The following is an 18380-nucleotide window of genomic DNA, read 5'->3' as shown; positions in this document are numbered from 1 at the left end:
GGCCCGGCCCGGCAGCCGCCCGACGGGCGGTTAGATCGTGTGCGACTCGGCCAGGAACTGCGCCAGGCCCAGCGGTTCGCGGCCGGTGAGCTCGTGCACGGCCGACGTCGGCCCGGCGAGTTCTCCGGCGGCGACCGCCGTGTACGTGCTCACCCAGGCGTCCACCTGCCAGCGCGGCGCGCCATAGGGGGCCCGTGAGGCGTAGGCCTCCTCGACCGTCTCATTGTGGAACGTGATGGTCCGGCCGGTCCCGGCAGTGAGGAGTTCCGCGGCACGGGCCAGGGAGAGATCCTCGGGGCCGGTGAGGTCGTAGGTCCTGCCGATGTGCAGGGCCGGGTCCCGGAGCACGGTCACGGCGGAACGGGCGATATCCGCCCGGGCAACGGCTGCCATGACGCCGTCCCCGGCCGGTCCGCGGATAACGCCGTCCTCGCCGGCCAGCAGCGGCAGGAAGTCCAGGTAGAAGTTGTCCCGCAGGAAGGTGTAGTCCATCCCCGAGGCCTTGATCCGCTCCTCGGTGGCGAAGTGGTCCCGGCCCAGCGTGAAGGTGGAATCCGCTGCCGCGCCGAAGAATGAGGTGTAGACGATGTGCTGCACGCCGGCAGCGGCCGCCGCGTCCACAAACGTGCAGTGCTGCTGCAGCCGGTCCTCGGCCTCGGCAGCGGAGACCATAAAGAGCGTCTTCACCCCCTCGAGGGCTGCCCTGGCGAGGACCGGATCGGCGTAGGTGACGACGGCGGGGACGGCGTCTTCCAGCTCCGGCGCCCGGCCAAGGTCGCGCACGAGCAGCCGCTGCGGGCTGCCGGCATCGGCCAGCTGCCGGGCCACCATGCCGCCCAGGTGCCCGGTGGAACCGGTGACGGCGAGCGAGGGCCCGGCGGTCACGGGCCTACCCCTCCCGGGACGCGGGCGACTTGGTCTGCGCCGGGTCGCGTTCGGCCAGTGAGCCGATCGCGGCGTCGATTTTCTCCATGATCCCGGCGTCCAGTTTCACGCCCGCGGCCGCCACGTTCTTCTCGATCTGCTCCGGCCGGGATGCGCCCATGATGGCGGAGGCCACGTTCGGATTCTGCAACACCCAGGCGATGCTCAGCTGGGCCATGGTGAGCCCGGCCTCCTCGGCGATGGGCTTGAGCTGCTGCACGCCGCTGAGGACCTCGTTGGACATCCAGCGCTCGATCATCTTCGAGCCGCCCTTGTCATCCGTGGCGCGGCTGCCCTCCGGGGCCGGCTTGCCGGGATGGTACTTCCCGCTCAGCACCCCCTGTGCCATCGGCGACCAGACGATCTGGGAAAGGCCCAGCTCCTCGGACGTCGGAATCACCTCGGCCTCGATGACCCGCCACAGCATGGAGTACTGCGGCTGGTTGGAGATCAGCTGGAAACCGAGCTCCTTGGCCAGGGCATGGCCGTCGCGGATCTGGTCGGCCGTCCACTCGCTGACGCCGATGTAGAGGGCCTTGCCCTGCCGCACGACGTCCGCGAAGGCCTGCATGGTCTCTTCCAGCGGGGTTTCGTAGTCGTAGCGGTGGGCCTGGTAGAGGTCCACGTAGTCCGTCTGCAGCCGGGTGAGGGAGCCGTTGATGGCCTCCAGGATGTGCTTGCGGGACAGGCCAAGATCGTTGTGGCCCTTGGGGCCCGTGGGGCCGAAGACTTTGGTGAAGATTTCCAGCGACTCACGCCGTTCGTCCTGGAGGGCCTTGCCCAGCACGGTCTCCGCGGCCGTGTTGGCGTATACGTCGGCGGTGTCGAAGGTGCTGATACCGGCGTCAAGCGCTGCCCGCACGCACTGGGTGGCGACCTCGTTTTCCACCTGCGAGCCGTGCGTGAGCCAGTTGCCGAAGGTAATTTCCGAAATCTTGAAGCCGCTGTTCCCGAGGTATCTGAATTCCATGGGTTTCAACCTAGCCGACTTGACTGCCGCGGGTAAGGCCTCAGCCGGCTTTGCGCTCCTGGGCCTGCGGCTCGGGCGCCTGATTGATGTGGGGCTTGGACGATTGTTCGTTCAGGGGCTTCCGGGGCAGCGGGGGACGGCCGTGAAGGGAGACCAGTGAGCCGGTGTCCAGCACCGACTTCGCGGCGGGCATCGGGGCCTTTTTGAAGGCCGGCGGGACGGTGCCGAGCTGGCCGTTCCGGTCCGTGGCTGACTCCACGAGCGGCGCCACTGCCGCGACGTCCTGCGCCGGAGCCGTGGGGCTGGGCAGTTCGCGGACCGAGACCTTGACCTCCGGGGCTGCTTCCGCCTTGGCCCGGGCAGCGGCGCGGGCATCGGCCTGCGCGACGGCGGCAGCCCAGTCCGGGGACAGGGCGGGTTCCGGCTTGGCGGGTTTCGCCGGCCTGGCCGGCTTCGGGGCGTTTGCCGGCCTGGCAGCCTTTGCCGGCGGTTGAACAGCTTTCGGCGGCCGGGCCTCTTGGGTGGCCCCCGGGGTCCGGACCGGGCGGTCCCGCTGGGCGGTTCCGGCGGTGCGCGCGGTCCGGAACAGCCCGCGTCCCACCGCCATGACGGTCACGGCGGCCAGCCGGCCGAGGCCCGCCATCACCAGCGTGGCCACAAAGACAAGGAAAAGGCCGAAGAACATGACGAGCGCCACTGCCAGGGTCCCGAGGAAGGTCAGATTGAGGGCGATGGTTGTCGGATCTTCCATTTCACCTCTCCTGGCTGGCCTTCCCGCGACGCTTCCCGCCACAACCGGCGGGGAGCAACACCCCTTAACCATACGGACTTTTTCGCTCGGACACGCAGCCCTGCGGCCTCTTCGCGGAGTCGTGTCAAAGCTGTTATCCGATCCGCCGCGTCTGCCCCGAGGGACCGTGCGTCTATAGTCGGAAGGAGACCTGCCGGCGTCGTCCGGCCTCCGGGAAGGACACATGTGACGCCCCCAGCCGCCGGCCCTCCGGGCGCCGATACCCAGCCTGCCCGCGCCCCGTTTCGTGGCAACTGCCCCTGCCTGTCCGGGGAACAGTACGGCGAGTGCTGCGGGCGCTTCCACGACGGCCTGGCTGAGGCCCCGACGGCTGAACAACTGATGCGCTCCCGGTACAGCGCCTTCGTAGTGCTGGACGCCGACTACCTCCTGCGGACCTGGCACCCGGAGACCCGGCCTGCCGAACTTGACCTGGATCCGGACCTGCAGTGGCGGCGGCTGGACATCCTGTCGACGTCCCGCGGCGGCCCGCTGGACACCGAAGGGACGGTTGAGTTCAAGGCCCACTTCCGGCGCGGCGGCGAACGCGGCGTCCACCATGAGACGAGCCGCTTCGCGCGGGTCGAGCGCCGCTGGTATTACGTGGACGTTGTCACAGACGCAGCCGCCGTCGAGTTCGGCTAAACGGGCTGCGCACCCGACGCTTAAAAAACCTGCCGGGCGCCGGGCAACGTTCGCCCGGCACCCGGCAGGTCGTGGACGGCTGCCTGCCGGCCTAGCGTTCCTCGACGGTGTCGACCGGGGCGAACCCGGCCCGGTCCACCTTGCGGTGGAAATGCATGCCGGCGGTGCCGCCGAGGACGGCGCCGACCAGGGCCACCGCGGCCACCACAACTGCCGCGATGATGCTCGTGGTGGTCAGCTCGCCCTCGTTGACCGGGATGCGCGGGAAGGCGTTGAGCTGGGCCAGGATGTTGTACTGCTGGCCCGCCACGACGCCGAGAATGGCGACGACGACCGCGGCGATGAGGGCCCAGACCCACACCATGAACCCCTGCTTGGCCCCGTTGAAGCGGGCCATCCGGCCGGCGACGTAGCCGCCGGCGAAGTAGGACACGAACAGGATCACCAGCAGCACAATGATGCCGACGAGTCCCACGGTTTCGTTGCCGGAGGCGACCGTGGCGTTGACGTCCGTGTTGGTGGCGAGGCCGACGGCGGTGCCGGCGGCGGCGACGAGGGCGGTCAGCAGCACAGCCATGCCGGTGGCGGCGAGCCAGCCGAAGAATGCTGATCCGACCTGGATGCCGCCGAACTGCTCCCTTTCGCGGGCCACCACGGTTTCCCGGGTGGGCACCTCTTCGACCACGGTGTCCCCGGCGGGGGTGGCACGGGCGGGCTCGGCATGGCGCACGGCGGTGACGGGCTGGCTGCGGGTCGGTTCCGGGCGGACCGCGGCATGGCTCCGTGTGGGGGCCTCGGTCGCTGCGCCGGTCGGGATGACGCGGGTGTCGTTGGTGCCGGCGGTGTCGGGGCGGGCGGCGTCCTGCCGGGCGTCGTGGATCCGGGCGTCCTGGCTCACAGCCCCATCCTCGTCACGGGCGCGCCGGGAGGTGCGATCTTCGGGGCCTGTTGGGTTGCTCATGGGGGACTGCTCACTTTCAATGAATGACCCGCGCCCATTGTTTGGGCCGGGCACCGCAGGGCGGAGGCCGGTGTTGCAGGCCTCGGGTCCACCTAATCACGGGCAGTCAAAGGTAGCAAGGATGCTTACTATTTTGGGGTGGCGGGGGAGTGCCCGGCGCGCCCGGTCAGCGGTACTTCCGGTGCAGGTTCGCCTTCACCGACGCGCGGGGGCCGGCGTCGGCAATCCAGGGCCCGGTGCCTTCGGACTGGTCCAGGACTCCGGCCTCCAGCCACTCGTAGTCGCCGGCCAGGACCTTGCGGGAGAGCACATGGTCGCCGTCGTCGGTGTTCCTCCAGAGCTGGTCGAAGTATTCATCGACCCGCACCCGGGCCTGTTCGCAGAACGCCTCGGCAAGTTCATAGGCGGAGGCGCCTTTCTCCGGGGAGGTCCGCAGCAGCATTTCCGCCCGGGAGCAGGCGGCGGCCATCGCGAACAGTTCGGCCCCGATGTCCACGATCCGGCCCAGGAATGCCTGTTTGTGCTCCAGCTTCGCCTGCCACCGTCCCATCCCGTAGAAGGTCTGCCGGGCCAGCCGCCGGGAGGACCGCTCGACGAAGCGCAGCTGCTTCGCGAGCCGGCCGAAGTCGCTGTAGGAACGCGGGTCCATGCCCGCACCGGCGACGAGCTTGGGCAGCCACTTCGCGTAGAAACCGGACGCGCCGACGGCGGCGCGGGCTTTGTTGGACAGGCTAGCGTCCTCGGAGGCGAGGTCTCCGGCGGCTGCGAGGTGCGCGTCCACGGCCTCCCGGGCGATCAGCAGTTTCATGATCTCCGAGGAGCCCTCGAAAATCCGGTTGATCCGCAGGTCGCGGAGCTGCTGCTCGGCCGGCACGGCGCGCTCGCCGCGGGCCTCCAGCGAGTCCGCCGTTTCGAAGCCGCGGCCGCCGCGGATCTGCACCAGCTCGTCGGCGATCCGGCAGCTGATCTCGGTGGACCACAGTTTGGCCAGTGCCGCCTCGATCCGGACATCCTTCTGCCCGGCGTCGGCCATTTCGGCGGACAGCTCGAAGACGGCGTCCAGGGCGAAGGCGCTGGCCGCAATGAAGGCGATTTTCTTGCCCACGGCTTCATGCTTGCCCACCGGCCGGCCCCACTGGGTGCGGGCATTGGACCACTGCCGGGCGATCTTCAGGCTCCACCGCCCGGATCCGACGCAGAGCGCCGGAAGCGCGAGCCGGCCGGTGTTGAGCGTGGTGAGGGCGATTTTCAGGCCATGTCCCTCGCGGCCCAGCCGGTTGGCCGCGGGCACCCGGACCTGGTGGAAGCGGGTGACGCCGTTCTCGATGCCGCGCAGGCCCATGAAGGCGTTGCGGTTTTCCACCGTGATGCCGGGGGAGTCCATCTCGACGACGAAGGCGCTGATGCCGCCCTTGTGGACCGTGCCGTCAGCGTCGGTGCGGGAGGGGACCACCGCCATGACCACCACGAGTTCGGCGATCACCCCGTTGGTGGTCCAGAGCTTCACGCCGTCCAGGACGTAGGACTCGCCGTCGTCCGAGGGGACGGCGGTGCTGCCCATCCGGGCGGGGTCGCTGCCGACGTCGGGCTCGGTCAGCAGGAACGCGGTGATGGCGCCGGCGGCGCAGCGCGGCAGGTATTCCTGCTTCTGCGCGGGGGTGCCGAAGACTTTGACCGGCTCGGGGACGCCGATGGACTGGTGCGCGGAGATCAGCGCGCCGAGGCTGGGGTGCACGGAGCCCAGCAGCGCCAGCGCCCGTCCGTAGTACACCAGCGAAAGGCCCAGCCCGCCGTAGTCGCGGGGGATCTTCATGCCGAAGACCCCGAGGTCCGCGAGGCCCTTGAGGTACTCGTCCGGGATCAGCGCATCGCGCTCGATGGTGCGCCCGGACATCGTGCGGCAGAAAGCGGTCAGGCGGGCCATGAATGCTTCCCCGCGTTCGACGTCGTCCGCCGGCGCTTCCGGCCAGGGGTGGATGAGGCTGAGGTCAAAGCTGCCCAGGTACAGGCCCTTGGCGAAACTGGGCCGGTCCCAGCTGGTCTCGCGGGCGGCTTCGCTGATGGCCCGCGCGTCGGCCGCGGTGGCGTCGGGGCCGATCGTCTCGGGCGGGACCGGGACATCCGAGGCGGGGCTGTCGGCGGGATTGTCGGTTGCTGGATTCTCAACGGCGGAGCTCATCGGGCATCTCCTCTAACCGGGGGTCACCGGCTCGAGCCCTGGATCCGCCGTGGGTGGAGGACCCTTCAGCTGTCCCGCAATACTACCCGCGGGTAGGTGCCGGTACTAGGGGCCGATTGGCCCATAATCTCCGCCGCGATATCCCCCACGAAGTCACCGGCGAAGTCGCCCGGGAGCTCCACCGTGGAGGCGTGATGAACCAGCCGGTCCCAGAGGTGGTTGATGCCATGGACCAGGCCCAGCAGCACCGTCGAGGCGATGATCCAGGCAAGCCGCCCGACGCCCACGAGCACGAGGGCCGCGAACGACGCCGTCATCATAAAGAGGGTGATCACCAGGGCAAACACGAGCGTTCCCATGAACACCAGCGTTCCCGTTTCCACTGCGCTTAAGTCGAACTGCATTCTTCCCCCTGCACCATTGCTTCGGCTGAAATCAGTAGCCCGAGCGTAGGGTGCGGGACGTGCGCTAGCCAGAGCCGACAGCGTGTGCCGTCACTCTTGATACGGGATCGAAATGCTACCGGGGCGTAGGTCACGGGGCGGTTGCGGTAGCCTCACGGGGAGGTTTCGGCGGCCCGCTTCCGCCCGGCCGGGAAGGACAGCCGGGGCCTGCGTTAACCTTGTAGCTGGCAGTTTTCCTGATCCGCTGCCCGATCCAGATCCCACGGCAGCCGTAAGGAGGGTGCGTGTCCCGCTCCGCCCTGTCCTCCGCCGACGCCATCAGCGCCCGGCTGAGGGACCTCGAACTTCTCACCAAGGGTCCCGCCTGGGCGCTGACCCGCTCGGCGCCGTGGGTCATCGCCGTGCTGCAGGCGTCCTTCACCCGCACCCGGCCGCAGCTTCCGCTGGAACAGTTCCACGCCGACGTCGACGCCTTCCTTGAACAGCTCCGCCGCCAGGACCCGGGCCTGGGGGGCGCCGCGAACGGGAAAACGTTCGGCGATGAGTGGACCCGCAAGAACTTCCTGACCCGCCGGAACCAGTCCGGGCAGATCGTGTACGAGGTCACCGAACCGGCCGCCCGTGTCATCGCTTTCCTGGACAGCCTCTCCAGCGAACGCTCCACGCTCAACGGGTCGCGGCTCGGGACGCTGCTGGGCGACGTCGAGAAGCTCGCCAATGAGACGAACCCGGACCAGAGCGCCCGGCTGGAGTCCCTGGCGGAAGAGATCGGTGAACGGCGCCAGCTGATCGAGGACATCAGCTCGGGGGACTTCGACGGGCTGCTCGACGACGAGGAGGCCGTGGAGGCCGCCGGGAACATCCTGGACCTCGCCGGGAGCCTGCCCGCGGACTACAAGAAGATGCGTGACCGGATCGAGGAACTGGTGGGCGAGCTCCGCAACCAGATCATCGAGGAGTCCCTCAGCAAGGGCGCCACGATGGCCCAGGTGCTGGAGGCGGACAAGCGGCTCCGGCAGAGCCCCGAGGGCCGGACGTTCCGTTCCTTCACGGCGTTCCTGGAGGATCCGCAACAGCAGCTGCGGTTCCGTTCCGCGATCGGCGAGGTGCTCAGCAGGCAGTTCGCCGATGACCTCAGCCATGAGGAACGGGAGACCCTGAAGAACCTGGTCGCGGAACTGCGGACCCAGCACAGCCAGATCCAGCGGATCTACGGCAAGCTCAGCGAAAGCCTGAACACCTACGTCCAGAGCGACGACTTCCGCCAGTCGGTCCGGCTCCGCAAGGTCCTCCGGGAGGCCGAGCAGGCCATCCGGTCGCTGCCGTACGAGCGCGAACGCCCCGGACTGGTCCGCGGCCCGGTGCTGTTCAACGCCGGCTTCGAGTCCCTGTCCATGGTCAAGCTGTTCGATCCGGACGAGTTCGCGGCCCCGCCCAAGCTGGCCGACCCGATCGCCTTCAGCGACTCGGACCGCGTGCGCTCGCCGCGGACCGGCAAGGCCAGCCCCGCGGCGATCCGCGCCGCGTTCGCCGGCGCCTCCACCCTGGCCGAGGCCTGGGAGCAGCTCCCGCCCGGCGAACGCCACATCAACTCGATCCGCGCCCTGCTCTCCCACGCCCTGCACGAGGGTGCCGGCTTTGACCGCGAGACGTGGGACACCCTCGACTTCGAACAGATCGACGGCTCCACGCGCACCGCGTACCTGCCGGTCGTCACGCTCAAGAAGGACTGAAGATGACTGAACTTTCCCACGCGGCAGTAGAAGACACGGCCGAGGCAGCCGAGGGTGCCCCCGCGGCTGCGGAGCCCGCCCAGCATGTCCACGCCGCCCCTTTCACGGTCACTCCGCGGGATACGTTCGTCGACGGCGCCGCGCTCTTCCCGGGGGACACCGGCGTGCTCCCGATGAAGGTCCGCCAGGCCCTCGTGAAGCTCCTTAAGGGTCCGTACATCGACGGCGGCCGGGACGAAAAGCTCTGGACCACGCTCCTGGACAACCAGCTGATCCTGCGCAGCCGCCTGTCCGAACTCTTCCTGACCCTCCAGCTGGACCACGAACGCAAGGTGGCCGTCCTGCGCCCGGTGGACCCCGAGGCCATCGGCGGCAGCACCCGCTCCAGCATCCTGCGTCAGCAGCGGGCCCTGAGCCGGGTTGAAACCATCGTGCTGCTCCGCCTACGCCTGCTTCTGGACCGCCACGTCACGGCACAGACCGACCCCACGATCACGCGCGAGGAAATCGCCGAACTCGTGGCCCACTACCAGCCGTCCGGCCAGCAGGACGCCCTCCGCGATTCCGACGTCGTCAACCGTGCCATCACCAAGCTCCTGGCCCGCCAGCTCCTCCTCGCCACCGGCCTCGACGACGTCTACACCATCTCCAACGCCCTCCCCCTGGCCCTCCCCTTCGAAAACATCGGCGACATCCCCGCCCAAATCGACGCCCTGGTAGCCGCCAGCACCGACCAGTCCGGCACCGAACCCCTGCTGGAATTCGACGGGAACAAGTCCGGTAGCTCGGATGACGATGACAGCGAAGGCGACGACGGCGATGCCGCCCAAGGTGACCTGAACAGCGAAGACGACGACGGCGATGCCGCCCAGGGAGTGGCATCGGGCCTGTCGGAGCCGGACGGCTCGCTGCTTGCAGCGGAGCCGTCCGGCGAAGGGGCGGGGGCGGCATCGCCGTCGTCGTCAAACCCGGCCACGGACACGAACGGGTCTGCCAAATGAGCATCGCCACCATGCTCCCGATGGGCGAGCTCACGAACCCCGGCCAGATGCGCCTCGCCTTAGTCCAGGTCGTCAACTGGGGCACCTTCCACGGCGCCCACACAATGCACGTGGACCGCAACGGCACCCTGCTGACCGGCAATTCGGGCGTCGGCAAGTCCACGTTGTTCGACGCGATGCTCCGGGTCTTCGACGCCAGGCCGCGCTCCAACGAGGCCGCGGCCCAGCGTGCGGGCGGCGCAGTCGAGGACAAGCGGACCACCTTCACGTACATGCGCGGCAAGGTCGGGGACAAGGCCGTCGGCGAAGGCTCGGCGAGTGCGTTCCAGCGTCCCGGCGCCACCTGGTCCGCGGTCGCGCTGACCTTCGACAACGCCGCCGGCACCCGGGTGACCGTGTCGGCGCTGTTCGACCTGCCCAAGAACGGCACGGAGTCCAGCGTCGGCCGGTACTACCTGATCGACAACAAGCCGCTGGACCTCGCGGCAATTGAGGGCATCGCGGAGAAGCGCTTCACCAAGTCGGCGCTGGACGTGCTCTTCCCGGACGCCCAGATCTTCGACGTGCACAAGGCCTTCGCGGAACGCTTCCGGCGCCTGCTCGGGATCAATTCGGACCAGGCCCTGCCGCTGCTGCGGGTCATCCAGGCCGGCAAGGGCCTCGGCGGCAGCGTCAACAACTTCTTCCGGGACCAGGTCCTGGACGCGCCCGCCACGCTGACGGCGGCCGATGACGTCGTCGAGGAATTCAGCAACCTGATGTCGATCCGGCAGCGCCTCGAGGACGTCCGGCAGCAGCGCGACCAGCTGGCCCCGGTCCCCGGGCTGAACAAGGAGTATGCCCAGTCGCTGCTGGACGCGAACCGCCTGCGGGAGCTGGCCGGCGAGGAATTCGAGGCCTACCGGCAGCAGCTGGCCGTCACGGTCCACGAGAAAACCCTCGCCCGGTTCAAGGACCTGGCCCAGGCGAAGGCCAAGGAACTCGGCGCCGAGCGCGGCATCCGGGACGGCCTGGCCAAGGAACTGCGGCAGCTCGAGGCGGACTACAACAACCAGGGCGGCAACGCGATCTCCGCGATCGAGCAGGCGCTGGAGAACGCCCGGGTGGGGCTCAAGCTCCGCCAGCAGGTCGAGGAATCGGCCCGGAAGGCGCTCTCCGACGCCGGCCTGGAACTTCAGTGGTCCGCGGCCGGCTGGGAGCAGGCCCACGAGCATGCGGCCGCCCGCTCGGCCGAGCTGAAAGACGATTCGGAGGCGCTCAGGGAGCTGCGCTTCGAGGCGTTCGACGGCCACGCGACCAGGAAGCGCGAGCTCGCCGCGGCCCAGCAGGAACTGGGGTCGCTCAGGACGCGCAAGTCCCTGCTGCCGCCGTCGAGCATTGAAAACCGCAGCGCCATCGCGGCGGCCACCGGCGTGCCCGAGGAGCAGATGCCGTTCGGCGGCGAGCTGATCGACCTTGCGGAGGGCCAGGAACGGTGGCGGCCGGCGGCCGAGCGCGCGCTGCGCAGCCTCGCCACCACGCTGCTGGTCCCCGGCGAGCACTTCGGCGCCGTGACCCGCTACCTCAACGACCATTCCGTCCGCGGAGCGCTGCGCGCGGTGGACGTCTCGAAGCCGCTCGCCGGCGGGGCGTTGGCCGTGCAGGACGCGGCCGACGGCGATCTGCTCACCAAGCTGGACATCCTCACCATGGGACCGTCCGCGGATGCGGGCGAGTGGATCCGGGAACGGATTGCCCTCGACTTCGCCTACCCCTGCGTTGAAGACCCGGACGAGCTGGCCCGGCTGGACAAGGGCCTGAGCCTGGGCGGTGTGGTCAAGCGCAACCGCCACACCGTGGAAAAGGATGACCGCTTCACCGGACGGCAGGACTACGTCCTCGGCTTCGACAACGCCGCCAAACTGGAGCTGGTGGCAGCGCAGGTCGAGGACCTGCAGCAGGAACTCGCCAAGGCCGCCGAGCTCGCACAGAGCCGGGAAGAGTCGCACCAGGGAATGAGCCGGCAGCTTGAGGCCCTGCGCCGCGTTGCCGACGACCACCGGCCCTGGGAACAGGTCTCGGCCGCCGTGGCAGCGGACGAACTCGCCCGGATCGAGCAGCGCCTCAAGGACGCCCTCGCCGCGCAGGCGGATCTGGAACCGCTGCGGGCCAACATCGAGGCGGCCCGGCACAAGCACCAGTCCAGCACCGAGGCCGCGGCCGTGCTGCAAAGCGAATACAAGGCAGTTGACACGCAGCTGTCCTCCGCCGATTCGCTGCTGGACGCCGCGCGGGACCGCCTGGCGCAGGCGCCGCCGTCGGACGCCACCGTCACGGCACTGGAACCGTACTTCGCGGACTTCGGCGACGTTCTGGAAATGCACGAGCTGGACAACCTCGCCAACCAGGTCCGGACCCGGCTCCTCGCCGAGCTGCACGCGGCCGAATCCCGCGGGCAGGCAACCTCGGAGCGGCTCACGCGCATCTTCGAGGGCTTCGTCCGCGAGTGGGGAACGGCGATTTCCGCGGACCACGGCACCTCGATCGGCGCCGCGGGGGAGTTCGAAGCCCGCTACCACGCCATTGTCAGCGACGGCCTGCCGGCGCAGGAGGCCGAATTCCGGCAGTTCTTCAACCAGCGCACGCACGAATCCTTCAGCACCCTGCTGCACCTGCTGGACGAGGAGCGCCGCTCGATCAGCAGCCGCATCCTGCCGCTCAACGGGATCCTCTCCGAAGTGAACTTCCACGAGGGCAGCTTCCTGGAACTCGACATCAAGCAGACCCTGCCCGCCACCGCCAAGCAGTTCAAGGATGCGATCCAGAACGCGCTGAAGGTCCGGCACACCCGGCCCGGAAAGGCGGCCGCTCCGGCGTCCGGTGCTTCCGGCGCGGAAGCGGACGACGACGTCGAGCTCGGCAACCGCTACAAGTCGCTCGAAACGCTCGTCAAGCGGCTCGGCTCGCAGACCCCCGAGGACCGGCGCTGGCGTGCCGAAGTGCTGGACGTCCGCGGGCACCTCTTCATCCAGTGCAAGGAGCACCGCGAGGTCCAGGCTTCGCGGGCGGCGAAGGGCGGGCGGAAGAAAACCGAGGTCTTTATGCACGCGGACACCGGCTCGATGTCCGGCGGCGAGCGGCAGCGCTTCACGGCATTCATCATGGCCGCGGCGCTGAGCTACCAGCTGGGCATCGCCGAGCAGGGCTTCACCACCTACGGCACCGTGATGATGGACGAGGCCTTCGTGCTGGCTTCGGAGGAATTCGCCGGCGCCGGCATCAAGGCCCTCCATGAGTTCGGTTTCCAGCTGCTCCTGGCCGCACCCGAGAACGTGATCGACCTGTCCCGGCACCTTGGTTCCGTCACCGAGATCCTGCGGGACAAGCGCACCAACCGTTCCGGTGTGCTCACCGCTCCCGTCATCGGCCCGCGGCCCGGCACCGAGGGGACCTGGCGCTCCGAGGCGAATCCGGTGGACATCGTCCTCCGCTGACAGGCTGAACGTCCGCCGAAATATAACAAATCGGTGGAAATATCGTGAGGGCTCTGGCAGTGATTGGTGCGCGAGTGCGAATCTTTACGGCATCACCCCTTCGCCCCGCGCTCCACCAGGGCCGTTGCGGAACACCAGAACCGCAGCGGACCACACCGCACCACCCCTGCCGAGCTTGAGGGCGTCCTCATGAAAGGCATAACCATGCGCCCTGCACATCGTGCACCCCTCGTGGCCGCCCTCACTGCCGCCGCCGTCCTCGCTCTCAGCGGTTGCGGGACATCGGACTCCGGCGGCTCGCCGCCGTCAGCCGACGCGGCCGCGCCGGGTTCGCCGAGCGCCACCCCGACCCTGGGGGCATCCGGCCCGGCAACGGCTGCCGGCGTGGAACCATCGTCGTCCGCTCCCGCGCACGCCGCGGCAAAAACCTACACCTTTCCGGACGGCCGAGTGTCCTTTGAGTACCCCGCGGATTGGCGGGTGGAACTCTTCACCGGAGAGCAGACGCCGGCGACGTCGGGCACCGCAACCGTCTTCGACGCCAGCGGCACAGCGCAGGCCACTGTCTACTCCGGGAGGTTCGCCGACGGAGTGGGATACCAGGTGGCACGGACCGTGTTCGAGTCCGAACCCGTACCGGGCCTGGCGCAGCAGCCCACTCCTGGCGCCCACTATTCCTTCTATGTGGACCGGATGGATGACAAGCCGACATACCGGATGCACCTTACTGCCGGGGCGCCGCAGCCGGGGGGCGGGTCCGCGCTCGACGGGATCATCCGCGTCGGCGAGGGGGTCCTGGTCGCCGAGGTGAAATTCATCGACAAGCCCTTCGCGAGTGACGCGGCGGCCCAGTCCTGGCTTACGGGCGAGGAAGGGCAATCCCTCAAGAGGCTGCTCTTGAGCATCTCCTACCGCTGAAACCCTCCCACCGCCTATTAGGTTACGAAAGGTTTGCGTAATTTCCCAAAGGATAGGCTAGCCTTACTTAGGCTCGCATCATTGACCTAAGGAATCCCATGCCTCTCCCTACCCCGGGCCGCACCGTGCCCAGACGCCGCTTCCTCCGCGCCACCGGCCAGGCGACTGCTGCCCTCGCCGCCGTTGCGCTCTCCCTGACGGCCTGCTCCACCGGCCCGGCCAGCCCGACGGCGGCGGACGCCCCCAGCCAGTCGGCCAGCTCAGCGTTCCCGGTGACCATCAAGCACGTGTTTGGCGAGACCATCATCAAGGAACAGCCGACCCGCGTCGTCACCGTGTCCTGGGTCAACGACGATGTGGCGCTTGCCCTGGGTGTGGTTCCCGTGGGTGTCCCGAAGAACGAATGGGGCGGCAACGACCAGGGATCCACGCCGTGGAAAGATGCCACACTCGAAAAGCTCGGCGCCAGCTTCGGTTCGGACAAGGCCCCGGTCCAGTACTCCGAGGCCGACGGCGTCAACTTCACCGAGATCGCCAAGCTCAACCCGGACGTCATCCTCGGTGCCTACTCCGGCCTCACGGAGGAGGACTACAAGAAGCTCAGCGAAATCGCCCCCGTGGTGGCCCACCCGGAGATCGCCTACGGAACCTCCTGGCAGGATTCCACCGCCATCATCGGCAAGGCCCTCGGCAAGGACGCCGAGGCCACCAAGCTGGTCGCCGACACTGAGGCCACCATCAAGGAAAAGGTCTCCGAGTACCCGCAGATCGCCGGCAAGAGCTTCATCTACGGCAACCTGGAGCCCGCTTCGGCTGACGGAGTCAACGTCTACACCGCCAACGACAACCGCCCCCGCTTCCTCAGCGAGATCGGCATGAAGCTGGCCCCGGTGGTGGAGGATAACTCCCAGGGCTCCAAGGAGTTCTTCATCCCGTGGTCCGCCGAGAAGGCCAACGAACTCGAATCCGACATCTTCGTCACTTGGGTTCCGGACGCAGCCACTACCGATTCCATCAAGGCAGACCCGCTGCTCGGCCAGATCCCGGCCATCAAGAACGGCACCCTTGTTGCCGACTCGGACAACACCCTGACGCTGTCCATCTCGGCTTCGTCGCCGCTGAGCCTGCCGTGGTCGCTGGACACGTTCCTGCCGCAGCTGGCCAGCGCAGCGGACAAAGTCACTGCCGCGGTGAAGTAGGCACATTCCCATGAGCTCCCTTACGACGACGGCGGTGTCCGCAGCCGCCCGGCCCGCCCCGGAGACGCCCACGGGTGTTACAGTCCCCGCCCGGGGCCCGCGCGCGCTCTGGCTGCTGGCCGCCGTCGTCGTCCTGGCGCTCGTGACCCTGGCGTCGTTCGCCATCGGGGCCCGCGGCCTGGCCCTGGACACCGTCTGGCAGGCGCTGACCCGGTTCGATCCGGCCGACGGCGACCACGCCGTCGTCCATGCCCGCATTCCGCGCACCGTCCTGGGCCTGCTGGCCGGGGCCGCCCTCGGGCTCGCGGGCGCCGCCATGCAGGGCGTTGCCCGCAATCCCCTCGCCGACCCGGGCATTATCGGCATCAACGCCGGGGCCGCGCTGGCCGTCGTCACCGGAATCTACATCTTCGGCGTGTCCTCGCTGACCGGGTACATCTGGTTCGCGTTCGTCGGCGCCGCGGCCGCCGCCGTCGTGGTCTACCTGATCGCCTCACTCGGCCGGGACGGCGCGACGCCGGTGAAGCTCGCCCTCGCCGGCGCCGCCCTGAGCGCCGGTCTCTTTTCGCTCATGAACGTCATCCTGGTCTCCAGCCGGGACACCCTGGACCGCTTCAGGTTCTGGCAGGTCGGCGGGATCGCCGGCCGAGACTGGTCCGTGATCCTCCCGGGCCTGCCGTTCCTGCTGCTGGGGGCCGTGATAGTGCTCGCCACCGGCCGGATCCTCAACAACCTCGCCCTCGGCGACGACATCGCCCGGGGCCTGGGCCAGCGCGTCGGGCTGGCCCGCGGCATCACCGCCCTCGGAATCGTCCTGCTCTGCGGGTCGGCCACGGCGCTGGCCGGCCCGATCGGCTTCGTGGGCCTCATCATTCCGCACGCCGTCCGCTTCCTCACCGGCCCCGACTACCGCTGGATCCTGCCCTTTTCGCTGGTCCTGGCCCCGGCCCTGCTGTTGACCGCCGACGTGATCGGCCGCGTGATCCTGCTCCCGGGTGAGGTCCCCGCCGGGATCATGACCGCCCTGGTGGGTGCCCCGGTGTTCGTCTGGCTGGTACGGCGCAGCAAGGGGGCCGGGCTATGACAACCGCCCCGCAGACCCAGCCCGCCCCGCCGACCCAGCCCGCGGCGCAGATCCAGCCCGCCCCGCCGACCCAGCCCGCCCCTGACGTGACACCCCCGGCCCGGGCATCCCCCGCCGAGGTGACACTTGGCGCCCATGTTCCGCCCAAACATCGGCGTTTTCTCGCACCTCGCGGGGCCGGGCTCAACCGCACGGGCATCCTGGCCCTGGCCGTCGTGGCCCTCTTCGCGGCCAGCGTGCTCCTGGGCAGCTACACCGTCACCATCCCCGACTTCTTCAGGATCCTGGCCGCGCACCTGACCGGCGGCGAGAAGATCCCGGGCGCGAGCTTCATCGTGATGGAGCACAAGCTGCCACGCGCCGTCGTGGGGACGCTGATCGGGGCCGCGTTCGGGCTGTCCGGCGCGCTGTTCCAGACCATGCTCCGCAATCCCCTGGCCAGTCCGGACGTGATCGGCATCAGCTACGGTGCCAGCGCCGCGGCGGTGACCGCGATTGTCGTCTTCGGCGCGTCCGGTGCCGTGGTGTCGGGCGCCGCCTTCGCCGGCGCCCTGGCCGTGGCCGCCCTGATCTACGGCATCTCCCGCAGCGGATCCCTCGGCTCGGGCGGACAGCGGGGCGACGCCGCCGGCAGCCGGCTGATCCTGGCCGGAGTGGGGATCGCCGCCGCCCTCCACGCCGTGGTCAGCTTCCTGATGACCCGGGCGGACATCCGGACCGCCGCCGAGGTCCTGATCTGGCTCAACGGCTCGCTCAACTCCGCAAACTGGGACCGGGCCGGGGTCCTCGGCCTCGCCCTGCTCGTGCTGGTGCCCGCCGTCGCGGTCCTCGGCGGCCCGCTGCGCATCCTCGAACTCGGCGACGACACCGCAGCGGGCCTCGGCGTCCGGGTCGGGGCGGCCCGGCTGGGCATCGTGGTCACCGCCGTCGGCCTTGCCGCCGCGGCGACGGCGGCCGCCGGGCCCGTGGCGTTCGTCGCGTTCCTCGCCGGGCCGATCGCGCGCCGGTTCGTCCGCAGGGCGAGCCTGCCGGCGTCGGCCCTGGCCGGTGTGCTGATCGTGCTGAGCGCCGATTACTTTGCCGCCAACATCGCGCCGCTCCTGCTGGCCGGCACCGTCCTGCCGGTCGGGGTGGTCACCGGGGCCCTCGGCGCCCCCTTCCTGCTCTGGCTGCTCGTCACCTCCAACCGAAAGGACGCCTGAGATGGCAACCCTTCAGACCTCCGGGTTGAAGCTGAAATACGACCAGCGGACCGTGATCGAGGGGCTCAGCGCGGAGATCCCCGAAGGCAAGGTGACCATGATCGTCGGCGCCAACGCCTGCGGAAAGTCCACCCTGCTCCGGGGCCTCGCCCGGCTGCTCAAGCCTGCCGCCGGCACGGTCACCCTCGACGGGCGGGACATCCACCGCCGCCCCGCCCGCGAGGTGGCCCGCACCCTGGGCCTCCTGCCGCAGCATCCCACGGCCCCGGACGGCATCACCGTCCGGGACCTCGTGGGCCGCGGCCGCTACCCGCACCAGGGTTTCTTCCGGTCCGCGGGCGGCTCCCCGGACGACGAGCGTGCCGTGCAGCAGGCGATGGCCGCCACCGAAACACTGGACCTGGCCGGGCGGAACGTGGACGAACTCTCCGGCGGGCAGCGGCAGCGGGTGTGGATCGCGATGGCCTTGGCGCAGGAAACCGAGGTGCTGCTGCTGGATGAGCCCACCACCTACCTGGACCTCACCCACCAGGTGGAGGTCCTGGACCTCATCACGGACCTGAACCGGCAGCGCGGCACCACCGTGGCAATCGTGCTGCACGACCTCAACCTCGCAGCCCGGTACGCCGACCACATCATCGCGATGAAGAACGGACAGATTGTCGCCGAAGGCACCGCCCGGGCGGTGGTCACCGAGGAACTCGTCCGCGAGGTGTTCGGCCTTGAATCGCGGGTGCTCCCGGACCCGGTGTCCGGCGCACCCCTGATCATCCCGGTGGGCCGCCACCATGCCGCCGTCCCGCAAACCACAAACCTGGAGCTGGTCCCATGACTGCCACGAACCCCACCCCGGCCCGCACCCGGTCGGCCCTCAAAACCGCACCCGCCACCGAGCCC

General features: G+C 69.3%; 14 protein-coding genes and 1 pseudogene. 9 read left to right on the top strand and 6 right to left on the bottom strand.

The genetic code is table 11. The features are described from left to right. Window positions 1-30 precede the first annotated feature (30 nt). From AC06G6_RS19225 to AC06G6_RS19215, 3 genes are read right to left on the bottom strand one after another with little or no spacing between them, the layout of a single operon-like run. Entirely contained in the window at window positions 31-831 is an 801-nt protein-coding gene (locus AC06G6_RS19225; protein WP_479828771.1) for an SDR family oxidoreductase, read from the bottom strand. 58 nt (window positions 832-889) lie between these two features. Next, a complete protein-coding gene (locus AC06G6_RS19220; RefSeq protein WP_479824794.1) occupies window positions 890-1894 on the bottom strand; it encodes an aldo/keto reductase family protein in 1005 nt (334 codons plus the stop codon). A 40-nt stretch (window positions 1895-1934) separates the two neighbouring features. Beyond that, complete coding sequence (locus AC06G6_RS19215; RefSeq protein ID WP_479824792.1) at window positions 1935-2645, bottom strand: hypothetical protein; 711 nt, start codon at window positions 2643-2645, stop codon at window positions 1935-1937. A gap of 303 nt (window positions 2646-2948) precedes the next feature. Here AC06G6_RS19215 and AC06G6_RS19210 point away from each other — a divergent pair, with 303 nt between their 5' ends. Continuing rightward, window positions 2949-3329 (top strand): YchJ family protein, encoded by a 381-nt coding sequence (locus AC06G6_RS19210; protein ID WP_479828769.1) that lies wholly within the window; start codon window positions 2949-2951, stop codon window positions 3327-3329. Window positions 3330-3420: 91 nt separating this feature from the next. On the opposite strand, the gene AC06G6_RS19205 is transcribed toward AC06G6_RS19210, so the two are convergent. The 3 genes from AC06G6_RS19205 to AC06G6_RS19195 all read right to left on the bottom strand — a co-directional run bounded on the left by AC06G6_RS19205 (window position 3421) and on the right by AC06G6_RS19195 (window position 6873). Next, window positions 3421-4290, bottom strand: coding sequence for a TIGR04086 family membrane protein (locus AC06G6_RS19205; protein WP_479824790.1), 870 nt, complete (start codon window positions 4288-4290; stop codon window positions 3421-3423). A gap of 166 nt (window positions 4291-4456) precedes the next feature. Further along, on the bottom strand, window positions 4457-6469 hold the full coding sequence (locus AC06G6_RS19200; protein ID WP_479824788.1) for an acyl-CoA dehydrogenase family protein: 2013 nt from the start codon (window positions 6467-6469) through the stop codon (window positions 4457-4459). Window positions 6470-6534: 65 nt separating this feature from the next. Beyond that, entirely contained in the window at window positions 6535-6873 is a 339-nt protein-coding gene (locus AC06G6_RS19195; protein ID WP_307456633.1) for a hypothetical protein, read from the bottom strand. Between the two features lie 284 nt (window positions 6874-7157). Between AC06G6_RS19195 and AC06G6_RS19190 the strand changes: the two genes are divergently transcribed. From AC06G6_RS19190 to AC06G6_RS19155, 8 genes and pseudogenes are all read left to right on the top strand, one after another. Then, on the top strand, window positions 7158-8606 hold the full coding sequence (locus AC06G6_RS19190) for a DUF3375 family protein (RefSeq protein WP_479824786.1): 1449 nt from the start codon (window positions 7158-7160) through the stop codon (window positions 8604-8606). A gap of 2 nt (window positions 8607-8608) precedes the next feature. Continuing rightward, window positions 8609-9442, top strand: a pseudogene (locus tag AC06G6_RS19185) (DUF4194 domain-containing protein); the annotation flags it as partial. A 161-nt stretch (window positions 9443-9603) separates the two neighbouring features. Beyond that, a complete protein-coding gene (locus AC06G6_RS19180; protein ID WP_479824785.1) occupies window positions 9604-13080 on the top strand; it encodes an ATP-binding protein in 3477 nt (1158 codons plus the stop codon). 204 nt (window positions 13081-13284) lie between these two features. Next, complete coding sequence (locus AC06G6_RS19175) at window positions 13285-13998, top strand: hypothetical protein (protein WP_479824783.1); 714 nt, start codon at window positions 13285-13287, stop codon at window positions 13996-13998. A 98-nt stretch (window positions 13999-14096) separates the two neighbouring features. Beyond that, window positions 14097-15197, top strand: a complete 1101-nt coding sequence (locus tag AC06G6_RS19170) for an iron-siderophore ABC transporter substrate-binding protein (RefSeq protein ID WP_479824781.1) — start codon at window positions 14097-14099, stop codon at window positions 15195-15197. A gap of 10 nt (window positions 15198-15207) precedes the next feature. Beyond that, window positions 15208-16281 carry a FecCD family ABC transporter permease gene (locus AC06G6_RS19165; RefSeq protein ID WP_479824779.1) on the top strand — a complete coding sequence of 358 codons (1074 nt, stop codon included), beginning with the start codon at window positions 15208-15210 and terminating at the stop codon, window positions 16279-16281. Beyond that, window positions 16278-17483, top strand: coding sequence for a FecCD family ABC transporter permease (locus AC06G6_RS19160; RefSeq protein ID WP_479824777.1), 1206 nt, complete (start codon window positions 16278-16280; stop codon window positions 17481-17483). Before AC06G6_RS19165 ends, AC06G6_RS19160 begins: the two co-directional genes overlap by 4 nt. Window position 17484: 1 nt before the next feature. Further along, entirely contained in the window at window positions 17485-18315 is an 831-nt protein-coding gene (locus AC06G6_RS19155; protein WP_479824775.1) for an ABC transporter ATP-binding protein, read from the top strand. The last annotated feature ends 65 nt before the right edge of the window (window positions 18316-18380 follow it).

This window comes from Arthrobacter sp. CJL-S3 (genome assembly GCF_056711635.1).
The sequence above is the reverse complement of the archived record's forward strand: the minus strand, read 5'-3'. Positions and strand labels throughout refer to the sequence as shown.

Bases quoted from the DNA above. Each gene is read 5' to 3' on its own strand.
- AC06G6_RS19155 (WP_479824775.1), top strand. From the start codon at position 17,485: ATGGCAACCCTTCAGACCTCCGGGTTGAAGCTGAAATACGACCAGCGG.
- AC06G6_RS19225 (WP_479828771.1), bottom strand. From the start codon at position 831: ATGGTGGCCCGGCAGCTGGCCGATGCCGGCAGCCCGCAGCGGCTGCTC.
- AC06G6_RS19215 (WP_479824792.1), bottom strand. From the start codon at position 2,645: ATGGAAGATCCGACAACCATCGCCCTCAATCTGACCTTCCTCGGGACC.
- AC06G6_RS19160 (WP_479824777.1), top strand. From the start codon at position 16,278: ATGACAACCGCCCCGCAGACCCAGCCCGCCCCGCCGACCCAGCCCGCG.
- AC06G6_RS19220 (WP_479824794.1), bottom strand. From the start codon at position 1,894: ATGGAATTCAGATACCTCGGGAACAGCGGCTTCAAGATTTCGGAAATT.
- AC06G6_RS19175 (WP_479824783.1), top strand. From the start codon at position 13,285: ATGCGCCCTGCACATCGTGCACCCCTCGTGGCCGCCCTCACTGCCGCC.
- AC06G6_RS19165 (WP_479824779.1), top strand. From the start codon at position 15,208: ATGAGCTCCCTTACGACGACGGCGGTGTCCGCAGCCGCCCGGCCCGCC.
- AC06G6_RS19205 (WP_479824790.1), bottom strand. From the start codon at position 4,290: ATGAGCAACCCAACAGGCCCCGAAGATCGCACCTCCCGGCGCGCCCGT.
- AC06G6_RS19200 (WP_479824788.1), bottom strand. From the start codon at position 6,469: ATGAGCTCCGCCGTTGAGAATCCAGCAACCGACAATCCCGCCGACAGC.
- AC06G6_RS19170 (WP_479824781.1), top strand. From the start codon at position 14,097: ATGCCTCTCCCTACCCCGGGCCGCACCGTGCCCAGACGCCGCTTCCTC.
- AC06G6_RS19195 (WP_307456633.1), bottom strand. From the start codon at position 6,873: ATGCAGTTCGACTTAAGCGCAGTGGAAACGGGAACGCTGGTGTTCATG.
- AC06G6_RS19180 (WP_479824785.1), top strand. From the start codon at position 9,604: ATGAGCATCGCCACCATGCTCCCGATGGGCGAGCTCACGAACCCCGGC.